Source organism: Streptomyces iakyrus, from assembly GCF_000717055.1.
GTDB classification, from domain to species: domain Bacteria; phylum Actinomycetota; class Actinomycetes; order Streptomycetales; family Streptomycetaceae; genus Streptomyces; species Streptomyces iakyrus.
In genome coordinates this window covers 1-318 of sequence record NZ_JNXI01000142.1, presented here as the reverse complement: position 1 = coordinate 318, position 318 = coordinate 1, and the positions used below count along the sequence as shown (strand labels likewise).

Here is a 318-nt window from a genome sequence, read left to right as displayed (position 1 = left end):
GTGATGTCCATCAGCGCGAGCAGCATCGCCGGCTGGTCGCCGTGCATCAGCTGGCGCGAATAGATCGCAAGGTCGATCAGCGTGCCGTCCGCGCGCACATGCTTCCAGGTCCGCGCCGCCTGCTCGTCGCTGCTGCGGCCGGCGGCCCAGGGCAATTCGGCGTCGAACGCCTGAAGGCTCTTGATCGTCATCTTCTCGAACTCGGCACGCACATAACCATAATGCGCGATCGCGGCGTCGTTGACCGCGAGGATCCGTTCGCCGTCGAGCGCGCACAGGATCATCGGCACCGGATTGCCGTCGAACAGCAGGCGGAAC

At 65.4% G+C, this 318-nt stretch carries 1 protein-coding gene; it reads right to left on the bottom strand.

Annotated elements, in window-relative coordinates:
• Positions 1–318: PAS domain-containing protein (locus tag OO68_RS49075; protein WP_033314753.1), on the bottom strand; the 318-nt coding region annotated here is incomplete at both ends.